Source organism: Kitasatospora sp. MY 5-36 (assembly GCF_001182915.1).
Taxonomy (GTDB): Bacteria; Actinomycetota; Actinomycetes; order Streptomycetales; family Streptomycetaceae; genus Kitasatospora.
Window position 1 is genome coordinate 1 of sequence record NZ_LFVW01001362.1, and the last position, 761, is coordinate 761.

General features: G+C 79.5%; 1 protein-coding gene. It reads right to left on the reverse strand.

The genetic code is table 11. From position 1 onward, the window contains the following. Positions 1 to 637, reverse strand: a 637-nt coding sequence (locus tag AE652_RS42445) for a hypothetical protein (RefSeq protein WP_063780433.1), incomplete at its 3' end; no start/stop codon positions are given. Positions 638 to 761 lie beyond the last annotated feature (124 nt).

The following is a 761-nucleotide window of genomic DNA, read 5'->3' on the forward strand; positions in this document are numbered from 1 at the left end:
CCAGCAGGACGGCGGCGGCCAGCAGGCTCGGCCACGGCACCGTGACCCGGCCGGTCCGGGCCGCCGACACCAGCCCGCGCACCGCCGCGTTGGCCGGCGAGGCCGGCACCACCAGCAGCAGCGTGGCCAGCCCCAGCGCCGCCGGGATGCCGTACTGCGCGTGGACCAGCACCGGACGGTTCGCCACCGCCCCGGCCAGCACCCCCAGCAGCGCGCAGACCACGGAGGCCACCAGCCCGGCCAGCACCGCCGGCCCGGTCCCCGGTTCCTGCCGCGCCCCCTGGCCGACCACCGGCCCGCTGGTCCACCAGACCGCCGCCACCTGACCGACCGCCAGCACCAGCGACACCGTCAGCGCCGCCAGCAGCGCACCCAGGTGGACCCGGACCGGGCCCGCCGCCGCCACCAGGCAGGCCCGCGAGGCCGGCGGCTCCGCGCTCAGCGCACTGCGCACGTACCAGGCGCTCACCGGCAGCAGCACCCCCGCGCCGAAGCCGAGGCCGCCCAGCAGCGGGTCCCCCGCCGCCACCCCGACCACCAGCAGCACCGCGTACGCCAGGAACGGCGGCAGCCAGGCGTGCGAGCGCAGCAGCAGCTCCAGGTGGTACCGGGTCAGCGCACCGATCCGCGCCGTCACCGCTCCCCCTCCTCGCGCCGACGCACCGCCAGCACCCGGACGGCCGGGCGGCCCAGCAGCAGCCGGCGCAGCAGCGCGTCCGAGTGCGCGGCCGGCACCGCCAGCCGCACCGCCGTCCCGGCCA